We start from the raw sequence: 16,934 nt of genomic DNA on the forward strand, positions 1-16,934 counted from the left end.
ACCCGCATGGACTTCGCCTACACCCCGCGCCTGACCGAACTCAAGGAACGGGCCGCCGCACTCGCCGGCAAGATCATGATCCACGAGGACGCCTGCGAGGCCAACAACGGTCTGCCGTCCGAGGTGCTGCGCGGCATCCGCGACGAGGTGCTCGCCGACGGACTGCAGGCCGTCAACATGCCCACCGAGTGGGGCGGCGCCGGACTGAGCGTCCTGGAGCAGGTCGTCGTCCAGGAAGAGCTGGGCAAGCTCACCAACGCGCTGTGGGACACGGTGTGGCGGCCGGCCAACGCCCTGTCCGCCTGCACCCCCGCCCAGCGCGAGCGCTACCTCGTCCCCGACATCCTCGGACAGCGCCGTGACGCCGTCGCCATCACCGAGGCGGACGCCGGCTCCGACCCGCAGGGCATCGCCACCACCGCCACGCCGACCGCCGACGGCTACCGCATCGACGGCGAGAAGTGGTTCGTCACGGTCGGCGACGCGGCCGACTTCTTCCTTGTCCTCGCCCTGGTCGGCGAGTACAGGGCACCCACCCTCCTCCTCGTCGACAAGGACCTGCCGGGCGTGCGCCTCAAGCGCGTCCCCCGCTACATGCACACCTTCGTCTACGAGCACCCCGAGTACGTCTTCGAGGGTGTCGAGGTCGGCAAGGACGCGGTGCTCGGCGAGATCGGCGGCGGCTACGACCTGACCCGCAGCTGGTTCACCGAGGAACGCCTGATGATCGGCGCCCGCACCGTCGGCGCCGCCGAACGCGCCCTGGCCCTGGCCACCGAGTGGGCCCGTGAACGCGTCCAGGGCGGACGGGCCCTCATCGAACGTCAGTTGATCCAGGGCATGCTCGCCGACTCGGCCGTCGACATCGCCGTCAACCGCGCATTCGTCCACCAGGTGGCCTGGGAGTTCGACCAGGGCGGCGACCGTAAGACGCTGCACGCCAAGGCGGCCATGGCCAAGCTGTCCGCCTCCGAGGCCGCGGGCCGTGTCGCCGACCGGGCCGTGCAGATCTTCGGTGGCCGCGGCTACATGCGCGACTACCCCGTCGAGCGGCTCTACCGCGAACTGCGTGTCGACCGCATCTGGGAGGGCACCTCCGAGATCCAGCGCCTGGTCATCGCCAACGAGATCGGCAAGCGCGGCCTCGGCATGCTCGACTTCCCGACGACCGGAAGCACCCGGGCGTGAGCGCGGGCACCGTCGAGATCCGGCGCAGCGGCAGCACCGCCGTGCTGACGCTGCGCCGGGAGGCGAAACTCAACGCCCTCTCCACGCACCTGGAACGCGAGCTGCTGCGCGCCCTGGACGACAAGGCCGTCACCACCAGCCGTGCCGTCGTCCTGACCGGCGGCGACCGGGTCTTCTCCGCGGGTGCCGACACCGGTGAGCTGCGCGAGATGACTCCCGAGGCGATCACCGCCTACTACCGTGACTCCGGAGCGGTGTACGAGAAGGTGGCCGGGCTGCCGCAGCCCACCGTGTCCGCCGTCGCCGGCTACTGCCTCGGCGGCGGCCTGGAACTCGCCCTGGCCACCGACTTCCGGGTGGCGGACGCGACCGCGGTGTTCGGTCTGCCCGAGGTGGGCATCGGCATCCTCCCCAGCTCCGGCGGCACCTACCGCACGGTCCGCGCCGTCGGACCGGCCCGCGCCCGCGAACTCGTCCTGCGCGGACGGCGCCTGAGCGCCGACCAGGCCCTGGCCTGGGGCCTGGTCACCGAGGTCTGCGAGCCGGGCGCGCACCTGGAGCAGGCCCTGCGGGTCGCCGGCGAACTGGCCGCGCTGCCGCCGCTCGCGATCGCCGTCACCAAGCGCGTCATCGACGCCGCCGCGGACACCCCGCGCGAGTCCACCCTGCTGCTGGAGCAGCTCGCCTACGCATCCCTCAACCAGGCCGCCCGACCCGCCACCGAGGATCCGACATGACCGCCACCTCGCGTTCGACCACTGCTGCGGCGGCCACTCCCTCCTCCGGCCGCCCGGTCATCGAGACTCGCTCCATCGACTACGTGCCCCTGGCCGAACGCCACGGCAAGGTCTGGCACCTGTTCCCGGTGTGGTTCGCCGGTGACGCACACCTGGCGACCGTCGCCACCGGCGCCATCGGGGTCGCCCTGGGCGGCAACCTGATCTGGACGGCGATCGCCGTCGTCCTCGGCAGCGCCTTCGGCACGTTCTTCATGGCCTTCCACTCCACCCAGGGGCCGCAGCTGGGCCTGCCGCAAATGGTGCAGTCCCGCCCGCAGTTCGGGTTCGTCGGCGCCCTGCTCGTATGGGTCACCGCCCTGACGACGTACGTCGGATACACCGCGTTCAACCAGATCCTCGTCGGCCGCACGCTGGACCACCTGGCCCATGTGCCCGACGGGGCGAGCTATGTCGGCTACGCCGTGGTGGGCATCGTCCTGGCGGTGGTCGGCTACGACTTCATCCACCGGGCGTCGCGCTGGCTGACCTACCTCATGTTCGTGGCCCTGGTCGTGTTCAGCGTGGGCATCGTCGCCGTCGACCCGTTCAGCCCCGCACAGACCGACCTCGGTGCCTTCGCCCTCTCACCCTTCCTGGTCCAGTTCTTCACCGCCGCGGTCTACCAGCTCTCCTGGTCCATCTACGTCTCCGACTACTCCCGCTACCTGCCACCGACGGTGGGCGTGCGCTCCTCGTTCTGGTGGACCTACCTCGGAGCCACGATCGGTGGCGCCTGGATGATGCTCGTCGGCACCGTGGCCGCCGGACTGTTCCCGAAGGCGGCACTCGTCGAATCGATCATCTCCGCCGGCAACAAGGTCTTCCACGGATTCGGCCTGACCCTGCTGCTGGCCTCCGTCCTGCCGCTCGTCACCATCGGCACCCTCAACTTCTACGGCGGCAGCCTGACGCTCCTGTCCAGCATGGACTCCGTCAGGCGGATCAGACCGACCGTCGCCAAACGCGTCGCGACCCTGCTCGTGATCGGCCTGCTGTCCACAGCGATCGCGTTCGGCTCCGACGAGACGTTCCTCCAGCAGTTCGAACGCTTCCTCGTCGTGCTCGGCTACCTGTTCACCCCGTGGACGGCGATCAACCTGGTCGACTTCTACGTGATACGCCGCGGCCACTACTCGATCCGGGAGATCTTCAACCCGCGCGGCATCTACGGGCGGTGGAGCTGGCGAGGGCTGCTCTCCTACGCCGTCGGCTTCGCCTCGATGATGCCGTTCGCGGTCGTCGGCGACAGCATGGGGCCCGCCGCGCGGTGGATGGGCGGCCTGGACATCACCATGATCGTCGGCCTGGTCGTCTCGGCCGGACTGTATCTGCTGGTCTGCAGGTCGCTGGACGTGACGGCCGAGCGCGCCGTCGTCGACCACGCCGACGACGGCCTGGACCCGGACGTGCCGCCGGGTACCTCCCTGACGGCACACACCGCGTGACCACGGCCGCTCCCGCCGGCGCCGCCCGCAGGCCCCTTCAACTCGCGGGCCCGGCCCGCCTGATGCTGCCCGTCACCTCCACCGCGGCCGTCGGCTCGTCGTCTGCGAGATGACACCCGACGGCACCGGCCACCGGATCCTGGAGGCGTCCCACCGGATGGCTGCCGACGACAGCTCCTGGCACCGGGCACTGGTCCGTCTCGGTGACACCGGGCACCGCCCGGAGGCAGGGCACCGGCCGCGTGTCCAGGTCGCGTCCCGTTGCTTCCCCCTCCATCTCCCGCACACCGCTCGCCTGGAACACCCGTGGTGGGTGCGCCGTGCCCTCGGCAGTACCCAACGGCTGCCGACCGGCGGAGCCGAGGGCGCCCGCCTGGGGCTCACTGCGCTGCTCGCCGCCCACAGAAGGGACAGATGACCATGGAAACCCCGCAGCGGATCGGCGTCGTGGGCGCCGGGCAGATGGGCTCGGGAATCGCCGAGGTCTGCGCCCGGGCCGGCCTGGACGTCCTGGTCGCCGAGAGCGGAACCGACGCCCTCACCGCCGGGCGACGGCGCATCGAACAGTCACTGGCCCGCGCGGTGCGCAGCGGAAAGCTGTCGGAGACGGACCACGAGCGGGCGCTGGCGCGGATCCGTCTGACCACCGACCTCGATGACTTCGCGGACCGTGACCTGGTCGTCGAGGCCGTCGCGGAGACCGAGAGGGCCAAGGTCGACGTCTTCGCCGCCCTGGACAAGGTCGTCGCACGCGAGGACGCCGTCCTCGCCTCCAACACCTCGTCGATCCCGATCGTCAAGCTCGGCAGGGCCACCTCCCGGCCCGAACACGTCATCGGCATCCACTTCTTCAACCCGGTCCCGGTCCTCGCCCTGGTGGAGCTGGTGCCCTCGCTGCTGACCGGCGAACAGACCCGGTCGCGCGCCGAGCACTTCGCCACCTCCGTGCTCGGCAAGCAGGTCGTCCGCTCATCGGACCGTGCCGGCTTCGTGGTGAACGCGCTCCTCGTGCCGTATCTGCTGTCCGCGATCCGGATGCTGGAATCCGGCTTCGCCTCCGCCGCCGACATCGACCGGGGCATGGTCCTCGGCTGCGCACACCCGATGGGCCCGCTGGCGCTCGCCGACCTGATCGGACTCGACACCACCCAGGCGATCGCCGAGTCCATGTACGCCGAGTTCAAGGAGCCGCTGTACTCACCGCCTCCGCTGCTGCTGCGTATGGTCGAGGCCGGACACCTCGGCAAGAAGACCGGCCGCGGCTTCTACGACTACGGGAGTGCCTGAGCCTGCCGAGGTGACCGGTGATGCCGCCGGGCAGCGAACAGCGCTGCTGCGGGCGGCCTGCGTGGGCGGCGTGCGTGGAGAGATCCGGTCATTCCCGGTGAAGGCGGCTCTCGGCGCACTGAAAGCGGACGACGGCGTCGAGCCCGCCGTCGGGGGCCGCCTCCAGGGCGACCTCGCCACCGCAGGCGCGGGTGAGCTGCCGGACCATCGGCAGGCCGAGGCCCGTGCCGTCGTGGTCGGCATCGGCGGCTCGCCAGAACCGGTCGAAGGCGCTGCGCCGTTCGGCCTCGGACATGCCGGGGCCCTGGTCGGTGACATGCAGCTCCGTCATGGGCGGGGTGCCGCCGCCTTCCCTCGGGGCGGTGGTGGTCGCCAGCGTGATGGCGGTTCCCGGCGGGGACACGCGCAGCGCGTTGGAGAGCAGGTTGTCGATGATCTGTTCCAGGGCTCCCGGGACCGCCCACACACGAGCGCCGGTGGCCCCGCGGACGATGATGCCGACCTGCTGCTCGTCGGCGAAGGCCGTCCAGATGGCCGCGCGATCGGCGACTACGGCACTGAGATCGACCGCCTCCGGTCTGATCTCGGAGTTCTCCAGCCGGGCGAGCGCGAGCAGCCCCTGCACCATACGACTGAGCCGCTCCAGCTCCCCGAGTGCTTTGTCGAGGCTGTCATGGGCACAGGGGGCGAGGTGGGGCTCGAAGTTCTCCAGGCGCAGGCGCAGTGCGGTCAGGGGAGTCTTGAGCTGGTGGGACGCCTCGGAGGCGAACGCCTGCTGGGCCTGGAGCAGGTGCTGGAGCCGGGTCGCGGTTCTCGTGAACGACACGGCGAGCCGACGCAGTTCCGGCGGCCCGTGATCGGTGGCCGGCGGATCGGTGATCCGCCCTTCGGCGAGTTGCGCGGTGGCGCGTTCCAGGGCCTGGACGGGACGGGTGATCGAGCGGGCGAGAGCGAAGCCGATCAGGGAGACGGCGGTCAGGACCCCGAGCCCGACGCCGGCGAGGGCCAGCCAGGTGCCGTGGACCTTCGCCTTGAGCGAGCCCAGCGTGTAGACCGTTCGCACCACGCAGGCGATGGCGGTGTCGGAGCCACCCGGCACGGTGACGAAAAGGACCTCGCCCCCGGTGGACGGGTCGCTGCGGGTGCCGACGGCGGGCTGGTCGCGCAGTGCGGTGGAGATGTCCGGCTCGGCGGACAGGTCCCTGCCGACCGGGGCGCGGGCAGCGGTGTCGGTGAGGACAGTGCCCTTGTGGCCGGCGACGAGCACGCGACTGCCGGTGCGCTGCCCGTACGCGCGGGCCAGTTCGGGCAGGTCGGCCGTCAGCCCGTGCTCCATCTTGTCCTCGCAGACCTCGGCGAGTGTCATCGCCCCCTGCTGTGCCGCATGGGAGAAGCGGGACAGCTCGCTGCGGGCGTAGAGGATGCCGAACGGCACTTCGAGCGCGAGCAGGACGAACAGCATGAGGCTCAGATGGCTGAGCAGCAGGCGACGGGTCACCGGGACTCTCCGCCGCGCGCCGGTTCTGCGGGGGACGTGGCGTCGCTGTGAGCCGGAGGGACCAGGCGGAAGCCGATTCCGCGGATGTTCTCGATCCAGGAGGAGTCACCGAGTTTGCGGCGCAGTGCGGCGATGTGGACGTCCAGGGTCTTGGTGGGGCCGAAGAAGTGGGGTCCCCACGCCGTGTCGAGAATCTGCCGGCGGGAGCAGACGGCTCCGGGGTCCTCGGCGAGGCAGACGAGCAGGTCGAACTCCTTGGGTGCGAGGGCAACGGGTGCCTGGTGCAGGTGCACCCGCCGGGTGCGGTGGTCGATGGTCAGCGGGCCGATCCGCTGGGAGTGGGACGCCCCGGGGTGTCGTGCCAGGTCGTCCGAGGGCTGCGGCTCCTCGCGCGGGGTGGCCGGCGCAGGGGGTCGGGCGCGGCGTGTCACGGCACGGATCCGGGCGACGAGTTCCCGCACGCCGAACGGCTTGGAGACGTAGTCGTCCGCACCCAGCTCAAGTCCGAGTACGCGGTCCACCTCGTCGTCTCTTGCAGTGATCATGATGATCGGTACGGCGGAACGGGAGCGGAGGGCACGGCAGACGTCGATGCCGTCCATGTCGGGCAGCCCCAGGTCCAGCAGCACCATCTCCGCCTCCCGCGCGGCGAGGCCGTCGGCCCCGTTTCTGGCGTGTTCGACGGTGAATCCGAAGCGGCTCAGTCCCTCCGCCAACGGTCCGGCCACCCGGTCGTCGTCCTCGATCAGCAAGACACGCATGCCGAAAGGCTCACAGACCTCGGCCGACGAGTGCGGCGCAAACGCCGCAGCCTCCCTCGAGCCGGTGATCCTCCACGATCGGCGTAACCGCTCGGGCACAGTGCGATGACGACATCCAGGACAGGGACAGCGGGGAGCAAGCCCAGAGTTAAGGCCGAGCACGGCAGTGTTCCGTTCCCCCAGGTGACGGCCGAGAACCGAGGCAGGGGCAGGCCGCGTGACGGGAATCCACCTCTCGGTGGAATCGGCTTGAGGTGAGGAAGAAAAAACGTCTCATCGGAGGAATCCGGGATCGCTGCTGTACGTGCCCTGGCACTGCGTTTGATCGTCTTCCCATAGTGTCGGTTGCCCGGCCGGTGCCACCGGAGCACCGTGCGCCGAGCGCCCCCACGAGCACCTGGGATGCCCATGCCCATGCCCCTTGATGAACTACGCCGCACGCGCCCGGACCTGGTGGAACCCTTCACGACCGCGCTGCCGGGAGCACGTGCCACCGTGCTCGGCCGGCTGTGGGGCGCCTTCGTACGGGAGCCCCTGCCCGGCGTGACCGGGCATCGCCGGGAGTCCGACGCCCTCGTGGTCGAGTTGCAGCGGGGCGGTGCACTCTCGGCGGCCGAATCCAGTGCGCGGCCGTTCGCCGAGGTGCCCGACGACTTCGCCGTATCGGGTCCGAGCGGGCCGATCCACGGACCGGCGCAGCTGCTGGAGCACCTGGGCCTGCGCACCCCCGCGGCGCAGCGACTGGCGGCCGAGCTGGACAACAGCGTGGTCAATCTGGCCCTGGCCAGGGCCGCGAACGCCGGCGAAAGGGTCCCACCCAAGGACTCGGCGGACGCCGAGCAGGCGGTGGTCGACGGTCACCCGCAGCATCCCTGCTGCCGGACGCGTACCGGCATGTCGATCGACGACGTGCTCGCCTACGCTCCTGAGCACCACCCGGTCGTCCGGCTGGCGCTGCTCCGTGTCCCGGCCGACCGCTGGCAGGGGGCCGGCGACTGGCCGTGGCGACTGCGGGACGGCGACACGATCCTCCTCCCGCTGCACCCCTGGCAGCGGGACCACATGCTCGCGCACCACCCCGGCCTGGCCGTCGTGGAGGAGACGATCCGAGCCCGGCCGTTGCTGTCGCTGCGTACCCTCGCCCCGCTGGATGTCCTGCCGGGCTGCCACATCAAGACGGCGCTCGACGTGCAGGTCACCAACTACCGGCGCACCATCTCCCCGGCCGAGGTCGCCGACGGGCCCCCGCTGTCGGACCTGGTCGCGGCCGTCATCGACAAGGCCGGGTACCGCGGCAGCCTGCGCGTCCTGCGGGAGCTGGGCGGCGGCGCGGTGCGCGTGGACGGACAGCCCTGCGAGAGCCTGGCCGCGATGATCCGGGAGTCGACCGAGTGCTACCTCGACGCCGGAGAGATCGCGGTTCCGCTCACCGCCGTCCACGCGACCGGAGCCGCTGTGGTGTCGGGTGACCCGGTGCGCTGGCTGGCGGACTTCGCGGGGCTCGTGCTGCCGCCCGTACTGACGCTGCTGTCCATGGGGGTGGCGCTGGAGGCGCACGGTCAGAACACCCTGGTCGTACTGCGGGACGGGCGGCCGGTGCGGGTGCTGTACCGGGATCTGGACGGCGTGCGGGTCAGCCCGCGCCGCCTGGCCCGGTGCGGTTTCACCCTGCCGCCGTTGCTGGGCACCCGCGCGGGAGACGACCTGGACGCGCTGCGTACCAAACTCTTCGGCGGTCTCGTCAGCGGAGTCTTCACCGAGTTGGCCGCCGTGCTCAGCCGGACACGGGCGGCCGACCCCCGGGCGCTGTGGGGCGCGGTGGCCGAGGTCGGCCGCCGCGTGTACGCCGGCCTGCCGGACTGCGAGGACGCGGCGGCGTTCTTCGGCGACACGATGCCGCTCAAGGCGACCGTCGCCATGCGCCTGGCCCAGAACCCGCGCAAGGCCCAGTGGACGCCCGTCCTCAACCCCCTGGCGTCCTGCCGTTGATTCCCTGCACCGACCGCTGTCCCCCTGGAGCGACCGTATGAGCACCGGCACCGCCACCCACGACACCCCGACCGGCGCAAGCACGCCCGTGACGACAGCCGACACCGTCACCGTCCACACGCTGCTCAACTGCCTGATCCGCGAGGTGTCGGCTCCCGAGCACCAGGTGACGGTCGACGACGGCCACCTCCTGCTACGTCTGCCCCGCCGGGGCGTCCTGCTGCGTTCCCCGCTGCGCAGGGTCTCGCTGCTCGGAGCCCACCGCTTCCGGGGACCGGTGCAGCGGCTCGACAACGACGCCTGGGTGGCGGTCGGCTGGAAGGAGCTGGCCGGATACATCCGGGACGAACTGGAACTGCGTACGGGTGTCGCCAACGAGGAGTTCCTGAGCCAGGTCGCCGACAGCCGTGAGACGATCCGCACCGCTCTGGACGAGCGGGCGGGCGCCTCACCGCACCCCGATCCGTACGTCGCGTCGGAGCAGTCCCTCGTGTTCGGCCATCGCTTCCACCCCACTCCCAAGGCCCGCACCGGCGATCCGGCGGACTGGCTGGCGTACGGCCCGGAGACCGGCGCGCGCTTCCGTCTGCGCCACCTGGCCGTTCGCCGTCATCTCGTGTGCGAGGAGGGCGAGTTGCGGGAGCTGGACGTGCTGTGCCCGGCGTCCGATCCGGGATTCGCGGTGCTGCCGGTGCATCCCTGGCAGTACCGGCTGCTGCAGGGCCACGACCGGCTACGGCAGGCAGTGGCCGCCGGTGATGTCGTCGACGCCGAAGTGGGCGGACCGGAGCTGGTGCCGACCGCATCGGTGCGCACGCTGTACGACCCCGACAGCGACACCTTCCTGAAGTTCAGCCTCAACGTCCGCCTCACCAACTGCCTGCGCAGGCACGCCGGTTACGAGCTGTCCGGTGCCGTCGCCCTCAACCGCCTGCTGCAGCCCGTCTTCGCCGGACTCGCCGGCCGCTTCCCCGGGTGTGCGCTGCTGGCCGAGCCCGGCTACCGGACGCTCGCTGCCGGGAAGGAACTCCTGGAGGGCCTCGGCGTCATCGTCCGCTCCGGCCTGCGCCGGCATCTGCGTCCCGGGGTGACACCCCTGCTCGCCGCCGCGGTGGCGGACGAGTACCCGACCAGTACGGCCCACGTCTCCCATCTGCTCGCCCGCGGCGACGCAGACGTCCTGGCCTGGTGGGACGCGTACCTGCGACTGCTGCTGCCACCGGTGCTGGCCGCCTACTTCGAACACGGCGTCGTCCTGGAACCGCACCTGCAGAACGTCGTCGTCGGTGTGCATCCCGACGGCACCCCCGCGCAGATGCTCTTCAGGGACCTGGAGGGCACCAAGCTCCTGGCCGAACACCACCGGCACGCCCTCGCCGATCTGCCCGAAGACGTGCGGGGCCCCCTGACCTACGATCCCGAACATGGCTGGAACCGGGTCGCCTACTGCCTCCTGGTCAACCACACCGCCGAAGTCCTCAGCGCCCTGGCCGACCTCGAACCGACGCTGGAACCCGCCCTCTGGGGCCTGGTCCGCGACCACCTCGACGCCTACGCCCGCAGCGCCGCCGAACCGCCGCGCCTGCGCGCCCTGTTGTCCGGCGTACCCCTGCCCGCCAAGGCCAACCTCCTGCTGCGCTGGGCCCGTCAGGCCGACCGGCATGCCACCTACGTACCGCTGCCCAGCCCGCTCGGTGCGGACTTTCCCCGGGAGGTGTTCCGGTGAGGCCCGTCCTGCTCGACCATGTCGGGCGGCTGACCGGCGACGACCTGCCCGCGTACGTCTACGACCTCCCGGCCCTGCGTGAGCACGTGCACGCCATCCGGGCCGCGCTGCCCGAACGCGTCGAGCTTCTGTACGCGGCCAAGGCCAACTCCGATCCCCGGATCCTGCGGGCCCTGGCCGCGCACGTCGACGGATTCGAGGTGGCCTCCGGCGGCGAACTGAGCCACGTCCGCGGGCTCGTCCCCGACGCGCCGCTCGCCTTGGGAGGTCCCGGCAAGACGCCGACGGAGCTGGCTCGGGCGCTGGAAGCCGGAGTGGAGCGCCTGCACGTCGAGAGCGAACACGAACTACGTCTCCTCACCACCCTGCTGGGCGACCGCGGTGCCGACGTCCTCCTGCGCGCCAACCTGCCCGTCGACGTCGGCCGGGTCGCCCTCGCCATGGGCGGCCAACCGAGCCCCTTCGGCATGGACCCCGCGCACCTGGACGGCTGCCTGGAGCTGATCGCCTCCGAACCGCGGATCCGGCTGCGCGGCCTGCACCTTCACCTGGCCAGCGGCCTTACGGCCCAGGCTCAACTGGCCCTGGTCGACGAGGTCCTGACCTGGGCCGAAGGCTGGGCTCGCGGACGCGCAGCAGACCTGGCCGAGGTGAACGTCGGAGGGGGAATGGACGTCGACTACACACACCCGCACAAGGTGTTCGACTGGCCCGTGTTCGGCGCGGGGCTGGCCCGGATCCTGGCCCGCCACCCTCGCCTCACGCTGCGGATCGAGCCCGGCCGTTCGGTCACCGCGTACTGTGGCTGGTACGTCACCGAGGTCCTGGACATCAAGTCCAGCCGCGGGGAGGCGTTCGCCGTGCTGCGCGGAGGCACCCACCATCTGCGCACTCCGGCCGCCAAACAGCACGACCAGCCCTTCGAGGTGATCCCCGACGACGTCTGGCCGCGGCCCTGGGACCGGCCGCAGGCCCGTGACGAGCCGGTCACGCTGGTCGGACAGCTGTGCACGCCCAAGGACGTCCTGGCTCGCCGGGTCATGGTGGAGCGGCTGCGCGTCGGCGACCGGGTCGCCTTCGCCATGGCCGGCGCCTATGCCTGGAACATCTCGCACCACGGGTTCCTCATGCACCCGCACCCGACCTTCCATCACCTCGACGATGCCGAGGAGTCCGTCACCTGCGGCACGTACGCCCACCGGATGTCATGAGCACGGGCTCCCGCATGCCGGTGACGGCCACACTTTCCGTCCGGAATTTCCGCCGCTACCTGTTCGGGCAGCTGACCTCCAACATCGGCACGTGGATGCAGCGTGCCGCCCAGGACCTGCTCGTCCTGCACATCACCGGCAACAGCGGCAGCGCGGTCGGCCTCGTGACCGCACTGCAGTTCCTCCCGCAGACCCTGTTCGGCCTGACCGGAGGCGTCCTCGCCGACCGGTACCCCAAGCGACGGATCCTGCTCGTGACCCAGACGGCCATGGCAGTGCAGTCACTCCTGCTCGGACTGCTGACCGTCACCGGCGCGGTGAGTCTGCTGTCCGTCTACGTGCTGGCGTTCGCCCTCGGCACCGCCACCGCCCTGGACGGTCCCGCCCGCAACGCCTACATCTCCGAACTGGTCGACCGGGAGCGGGTGGCCACCGCGGTCAGCCTGAACTCCGCCCAGTTCAACGTGGCCCGCACGGTCGGCCCCGCCCTCGCCGGCCTGACCGTCGCCGCCTTCGGCACGGGCCCGGTGTTCCTCGCGAACGCGGTCTCCTACCTGGCCGTCCTCTACGGCCTGGCCACCATCCGTACGGACCCGGGCGACCACCGCCGCCCCCGACGCGGCCGTACCCGACTGCGCGACGCCTTCCGCCACGTCGCCTCCACCCCGGAACTGCTCCTGCCGATCAGCCTCGTCGCCTTCGTCGGCACATTCGGGCTCAACTTCCAGGTCACCATCTCCCTCGTCGCCATCACGGCCTTCCACACGAGCGCCGCCGCCTTCGGCTGCCTCTCCGCCGCCTACGCCTTGGGCAGCCTCACCGGCGCGCTCTACGGGGCAAGCTGTGACAGGCCCCCGAGCGCACGCCGCCTGATCTCCACCGCGATCGTCTTCGGGGCACTGGAAGCGGCGCTCGGCCTGATGCCGGACGGCGGCTCGTTCATGGCCCTGCTGATCCCCACCGGTTTCGCCGCAGTGACCGTGACCACCACCGCCAACGCGCTGACCCAGCTCCATGCCGACCCACACCTGCGAGGCCGTGTCATGTCCGTCTACTTCCTGGTCCTCCTCGGCGGCACCCCCGTGGGCGCCCCGCTGGTCGGCCTGGTGTCGGACACCCTCGGCGCCCGCTCGACACTGGTCCTGGGCGGCGTCGTCTCGGCGTCCTCCGCACTTGCGCTCTCCTCCTTGGTCACCCGTCGAGTCCAACGGCGTCCCCGAGTCGCAGGAGCGGCTTCCCTCACCAGCTCGGCCCTCGCCTCAGCCCGGCCGACGGGGGACCGGCGGCCCGACGTCTGACACGTTCGCGGGCTCGGCTTCAGCGGCGTTGGCAGGCGTGAACCGCGGCGGAAGGACGGCGACGTAGACTGCGCTGTCGGCCGCAGGGGCCGGTCAGGTGAGGGGCCCGCGCACCCCATCGGCCCGTCCAGCAGCTTCTTGAGGTGGAAAACGTGGCGTCGAGCACGGCATCCCTCGTACCGGTCAACGCAACCCTCGGTGTCCTGCTCGCCGCTCTCCTGCTGGTGGCCGCGGTGGTCGCGGGCCGGTCCCGTCTCGATCCGCACCCGTACAGGAGCCGGGCCCGGGAGATCCTCCTGGCCGGCGTCCAGCTCGCCCTCGTCTCGGTGGTCATCACCTGGGCCGTCAAGTCGGTGCCGGGGCTCCTGGCGTTCCTCGTGGTCATGTTCGCGGTGGCCGTGCGCACGGCCGGGCGGAGAATCACCGGCAACCACACCTGGTGGTGGACGGCCGCCCCGATCGCCGTCGGTGTGATACCGGTCGTCGTGGCGCTCCTCGCCACCGGACTGGTCCCTCTCAAGGGCGTCGCCCTGATTCCGATCACGGGCATCCTCATCGGCGGGGCACTCACCGTGACCGTGCTAGCCGGACGGCGTGCCCTGGACGAACTGTCCCAGCGCCGTGGAGAGGTGGAAGCCGCGATGGCGCTGGGGTTCCCGGACCGCGACGCGCGCATGGAGATCGCACGTCCCGCGGCCTCCGAGGCCCTCCTGCCCGGCCTGGACCAGACTCGTACGGTCGGGCTGGTCACACTCCCCGGCGCGTTCGTCGGCATGCTCCTCGGAGGAGCCGGCCCCCTGCCGGCCGCGGCGGTGCAACTGTTCGTCCTCATCGCGCTCATGGCCGTGCAGGCCATCGCGGTGGCGGTGACCCTTGAGCTGGTCGCCCGGCACCGTCTGTACCGCCCGGGGCCGGACGCCCGCACGGGGTCCCCGCGCGAGGTCAGAAGGTTTCTCAGGAGCCCGGCGCCGAGCCGTTCTTCCGAGTAGAGGCCCGGACGGGAGGCGCTCGACGCTGCCGTACGCGCCGCTGGAGACGAGCACCACGGTCCTTGCGATCGTCCTTGCGGTCATCCCCTGTCCGTCACCCGCAGGGACGTCGTCGAACCGCAGCAGGCGACGGGACACACGGATTGAGTCGCACGTCGGTGCGACGCTCGGCCGCATGCGCGTGGGTTCATGCGGTGCCGGCCCGTTCTCGGCTCGCCCGGCACGACCGCACTGGTCCTCCTACAACATGTAGGACTACTGTGTGCTCGAGGAGCTGCCGCGTTCTCCTGTGAGACGACCGCACGGGTGGGACGCAACGCCGTCATCGGATCGGTGCCGCTGCCCCGTGACCGGCATCGTGGCGCGGTCCGCGGGGCGGTACCGCGTCAACGTCGTCGGCACGGCGATCCGCAGCGTACCCCGGCGCACGACGAGGTCCCGGCAACCCCGAAGGAGGCCCCTCGCATCTGCCAGACCCCGGTCCGAGCGTGGCACACATACACACCGACACCTGCCTGGAGACCATGTGGTAACGACTGACACCCCGGCCGTGCAGCCGTCCGAAGAGGTACTCATCAGTATCGTCCTGCCCGTCTACCAGGTGCAGGAGTATCTGCCGGAGTGCCTCGACTCGGTCCTCGGGGCGTCGCAGTCCTTTCGGGGCATCGAGGTCGTGGCCGTGGACGACTGTTCCCCCGACTCCAGCGGTGCCCTTCTCGACGAGTACGCGGCCCGGGACCGGCGGCTGCGCGTGGTCCACCTGCCGCAGAACGTCGGCCTCGGCCGAGCGCGCAGCGAGGGACTGGCGCGGGCCAGTGGCACGTACGTGTGGTTCGTCGACAGCGACGACCGGCTGGCCGACGGGGCACTCGCCGCGGTCGCGGAGCGGCTCAAGCGGACCGAGCCCGACGTGCTTCTCGTCGACCACGCCCTCGTCGACCCGGAGGGAGGCATGGAGCGCAACGTGCGTGCGCATCTGTTCCGGGACGCCCCCGAGACGTTCACGCTCGCCGAGCGCCCGGGCACCCTGGACCTCATCATGACCGCGTGGAGCAGGGTGCTGCGCCGCGAGTTCCTGCTGGGCCTGGACGTGGAGTTCGGGCACGGCTACTACGAGGACATCTCCGTCACCTACCCGGTCCTGCTCGCGGCGCGCCGGATCAGCATGCTCGACCGTGTCTGCTACCACTACCGGCGCGGGCGTGAGGGAGCGATCACCAACACCTCCAGCCCCAAGCACTTCGATCTCTTCGGCCAGTACGAGCGGATCTTCGCCTTCATCGACCGCGAGGCCGAGACCGCCGAGCCCTTCCGCAGGGCGGTGTTCGACCGGACCGTACGACATGCGACGACGGTGCTCGCCACCCCCGGACTCGTGCCGCAGACCATGCGGCGCGACTTCTTCCGGCAGGCGTCGCAGCACTTCCGCAGGTTCCGGCCACGCGACTACTCCCACCCGTCCGGGCTGCGTGGCCTGCAGTACCGGCTGGTGGAGCGGGACGCCCACTCCGCGTACGTGGCCCTGGAACCGGTGAACCGGCTTCGTCTCGCACTCCGTACCGCCCTCGGCCGGGCGCGCAGTACGGCGCGGCGGGCACCCCGGCTCGCGGCGAAGGCGCTGCGGCGGGCCTACTACCGTGCTTGTCTGCTGCTTCCCGTCGACGACGGCCTCGCCGTCTACGCCGCCTACTGGAGCCGCGGTTACGCCTGCAACCCCGCGGCCGTCTTCGAGAAGGCCCGCGAGCTGGCGCCCGGCATCCGCGGGGTGTGGGTGGTCGCCAAGGACAGGACGGGATCCATTCCGCCGGGTGTCGAGTACGTGGTGGACGGATCGGCACGATGCCTGCGCACCATGGCGCGGGCCAGGTATCTGGTCAACAACGTCAACTTTCCTTACGAGTTGCCCAAGCGGCGCGGCGCGGTGCTGGTGCAGACACAGCACGGCACCCCGCTGAAGAAGATGGGGACGGACCTGCGGGACCACCCCGCAGCCGCACGCGGCATGAACTTCGACCGGTTGGTGGAGCAGTGCGGGCGATGGGACTTCCTGGTCTCGCCGAACCCGCACACCACCGAGGTGTTCACCCGGGTCTACCCCGGCGGCTACCAGGTACTGCAGACGGGCTATCCGCGCGTCGACCGGCTGGTCAACGCCTCGCCCGACCGCGCCAACCGGGTGCGGGCCGAACTGGGCATCACCCCCGGGCGGACCGTCGTCCTCTACGCGCCCACCCACCGCGACCACGAGGACCGGGAAGCGGCCCTGCTCGACGTGCGGCGGTTCGCCGAACAGCTCGGGGACGACCATGTCCTGCTGGTGCGCGCGCACTACTTCGACACCCCTCGGACCGTCCCGTCGCAGGGCGTCATGGACGTCTCGTCCCACCCGTCGGTCGAAGACCTGTGCATCGCTGCCGACGTCCTGATCACCGACTACTCCTCGGTGATGTTCGACTACGCCGCCCTGGACCGGCCGATCGTGATCTACGCGCCCGACTGGGAGACGTACCGTCGCGCACGTGGCGTCTACTTCGACCTCCTCGCCGAAGCGCCCGGAGTGGTCGCCACCACGCAGGAGCAACTCGCCGAGATCTTCCTCAGCGGCGAGTACACAGGGCCGCACATGGCCAAGCGGCGATCCGGATTCCGGGCACGTTTCTGCCCCTACGACGACGGGCACGCGGCCGAGCGCGTGGTGCGCAGCGTCTTCCTGGGAGAGCCGGCCAGCACGAACGGACCGGCGCAGACAGGCAGTTGACCCCG

The 16,934-nt window shown here is 71.0% G+C and carries 13 protein-coding genes; 11 read left to right on the plus strand and 2 right to left on the minus strand.

Annotated elements, in window-relative coordinates; translation table 11 throughout:
* The first annotated feature begins 6 nt into the window (after positions 1–6).
* The 5 genes from GQF42_RS36775 (at position 7) to GQF42_RS36795 (ending at position 4,699) form a co-directional block, all read left to right on the plus strand.
* On the plus strand, positions 7–1,188 hold the full coding sequence (locus GQF42_RS36775; protein WP_158927161.1) for an acyl-CoA dehydrogenase family protein: 1,182 nt from the start codon (positions 7–9) through the stop codon (positions 1,186–1,188).
* Positions 1,185–1,925 carry an enoyl-CoA hydratase/isomerase family protein gene (locus tag GQF42_RS36780; RefSeq protein ID WP_158927163.1) on the plus strand — a complete coding sequence of 247 codons (741 nt, stop codon included), beginning with the start codon at positions 1,185–1,187 and terminating at the stop codon, positions 1,923–1,925. The genes GQF42_RS36775 and GQF42_RS36780 overlap by 4 nt, the downstream gene beginning before the upstream one ends.
* Positions 1,922–3,412, plus strand: coding sequence for a purine-cytosine permease family protein (locus GQF42_RS36785; protein ID WP_158927165.1), 1,491 nt, complete (start codon positions 1,922–1,924; stop codon positions 3,410–3,412). Before GQF42_RS36780 ends, GQF42_RS36785 begins: the two co-directional genes overlap by 4 nt.
* Positions 3,413–3,521: 109 nt before the next feature.
* The gene (locus tag GQF42_RS36790) at positions 3,522–3,830 is read left to right on the plus strand and encodes a hypothetical protein (RefSeq protein ID WP_158927167.1); all 309 of its coding nucleotides are present in this window, start codon (positions 3,522–3,524) and stop codon (positions 3,828–3,830) included.
* Positions 3,831–3,832: 2 nt separating this feature from the next.
* Positions 3,833–4,699 carry a 3-hydroxybutyryl-CoA dehydrogenase gene (locus tag GQF42_RS36795; RefSeq protein ID WP_158931016.1) on the plus strand — a complete coding sequence of 289 codons (867 nt, stop codon included), beginning with the start codon at positions 3,833–3,835 and terminating at the stop codon, positions 4,697–4,699.
* A gap of 88 nt (positions 4,700–4,787) precedes the next feature.
* On the opposite strand, the gene GQF42_RS36800 is transcribed toward GQF42_RS36795, so the two are convergent.
* Positions 4,788–6,197, minus strand: coding sequence for a sensor histidine kinase (locus GQF42_RS36800; protein ID WP_158927169.1), 1,410 nt, complete (start codon positions 6,195–6,197; stop codon positions 4,788–4,790).
* Positions 6,194–6,958: a response regulator transcription factor gene (locus GQF42_RS36805; protein WP_158927171.1), complete on the minus strand. Its 765-nt coding sequence runs from the start codon at positions 6,956–6,958 to the stop codon at positions 6,194–6,196. Before GQF42_RS36805 ends, GQF42_RS36800 begins: the two co-directional genes overlap by 4 nt.
* 408 nt (positions 6,959–7,366) lie before the next feature.
* Between GQF42_RS36805 and GQF42_RS36810 the strand changes: the two genes are divergently transcribed.
* The 6 genes from GQF42_RS36810 to GQF42_RS36835 all read left to right on the plus strand — a co-directional run bounded on the left by GQF42_RS36810 (position 7,367) and on the right by GQF42_RS36835 (position 16,929).
* On the plus strand, positions 7,367–8,947 hold the full coding sequence (locus GQF42_RS36810; RefSeq protein ID WP_233273609.1) for an IucA/IucC family protein: 1,581 nt from the start codon (positions 7,367–7,369) through the stop codon (positions 8,945–8,947).
* Between the two features lie 37 nt (positions 8,948–8,984).
* The gene (locus GQF42_RS36815; protein ID WP_158927173.1) at positions 8,985–10,673 is read left to right on the plus strand and encodes an IucA/IucC family protein; all 1,689 of its coding nucleotides are present in this window, start codon (positions 8,985–8,987) and stop codon (positions 10,671–10,673) included.
* On the plus strand, positions 10,670–11,884 hold the full coding sequence (locus GQF42_RS36820) for a type III PLP-dependent enzyme (protein WP_158927175.1): 1,215 nt from the start codon (positions 10,670–10,672) through the stop codon (positions 11,882–11,884). The genes GQF42_RS36815 and GQF42_RS36820 overlap by 4 nt, the downstream gene beginning before the upstream one ends.
* Complete coding sequence (locus GQF42_RS36825; RefSeq protein ID WP_233273610.1) at positions 11,881–13,182, plus strand: MFS transporter; 1,302 nt, start codon at positions 11,881–11,883, stop codon at positions 13,180–13,182. Before GQF42_RS36820 ends, GQF42_RS36825 begins: the two co-directional genes overlap by 4 nt.
* Before the next feature lie 152 nt (positions 13,183–13,334).
* Positions 13,335–14,171 carry an ABC transporter permease gene (locus GQF42_RS36830; RefSeq protein ID WP_158927177.1) on the plus strand — a complete coding sequence of 279 codons (837 nt, stop codon included), beginning with the start codon at positions 13,335–13,337 and terminating at the stop codon, positions 14,169–14,171.
* Between the two features lie 550 nt (positions 14,172–14,721).
* Positions 14,722–16,929: a bifunctional glycosyltransferase/CDP-glycerol:glycerophosphate glycerophosphotransferase gene (locus tag GQF42_RS36835; RefSeq protein WP_158927179.1), complete on the plus strand. Its 2,208-nt coding sequence runs from the start codon at positions 14,722–14,724 to the stop codon at positions 16,927–16,929.
* Positions 16,930–16,934 lie beyond the last annotated feature (5 nt).

Source organism: Streptomyces broussonetiae, assembly GCF_009796285.1.
Taxonomy (GTDB): Bacteria; Actinomycetota; Actinomycetes; order Streptomycetales; family Streptomycetaceae; genus Streptomyces; species Streptomyces broussonetiae.

Bases quoted from the DNA above. Each gene is read 5' to 3' on its own strand.
- GQF42_RS36775 (WP_158927161.1), top strand. From the start codon at position 7: ATGGACTTCGCCTACACCCCGCGCCTGACCGAACTCAAGGAACGGGCC.
- GQF42_RS36785 (WP_158927165.1), top strand. From the start codon at position 1,922: ATGACCGCCACCTCGCGTTCGACCACTGCTGCGGCGGCCACTCCCTCC.
- GQF42_RS36790 (WP_158927167.1), top strand. From the start codon at position 3,522: ATGACACCCGACGGCACCGGCCACCGGATCCTGGAGGCGTCCCACCGG.
- GQF42_RS36795 (WP_158931016.1), top strand. From the start codon at position 3,833: ATGGAAACCCCGCAGCGGATCGGCGTCGTGGGCGCCGGGCAGATGGGC.
- GQF42_RS36805 (WP_158927171.1), bottom strand. From the start codon at position 6,958: ATGCGTGTCTTGCTGATCGAGGACGACGACCGGGTGGCCGGACCGTTG.
- GQF42_RS36810 (WP_233273609.1), top strand. From the start codon at position 7,367: ATGCCCATGCCCCTTGATGAACTACGCCGCACGCGCCCGGACCTGGTG.
- GQF42_RS36815 (WP_158927173.1), top strand. From the start codon at position 8,985: ATGAGCACCGGCACCGCCACCCACGACACCCCGACCGGCGCAAGCACG.
- GQF42_RS36825 (WP_233273610.1), top strand. From the start codon at position 11,881: ATGAGCACGGGCTCCCGCATGCCGGTGACGGCCACACTTTCCGTCCGG.